General features: G+C 50.6%; 1 protein-coding gene. It reads right to left on the bottom strand.

Going from position 1 to position 263, the window contains the following annotated elements:
• A partial coding sequence (locus ACLI08_RS16390; protein WP_411429586.1) for a hypothetical protein occupies positions 1-263 on the bottom strand: 263 nt, incomplete at both ends.

Below are 263 nucleotides of genomic sequence, written 5' to 3' on the forward strand. Positions count from 1 at the left end.
GCAGCCGGAGCAGCGTTTATGGTTACTGAAGTCGCAGACGAGATACAACCCGCAGCGTTCTTAGCAGTCACTGAATACGTACCTGCTGTAACACCTGTAAAGGTAGCTGATGCTTGGTAAGCCGTTCCGTTGATGCTATACGTCATACCTGTTCCTGTTGGAGCAGTGATTGTTATTGAACCTGTAGCAACCGAACACGTTGGCTGAACCAAAGTAGCAACCGGTGCAGTCGGTGTAGCCGGAGCAGCATTGATCGTTACCGA

Origin of the sequence: Flavobacterium sp. RNTU_13, assembly GCF_046614455.1 — a bacterium.
Classification (GTDB): domain Bacteria; phylum Bacteroidota; class Bacteroidia; order Flavobacteriales; family Flavobacteriaceae; genus Flavobacterium.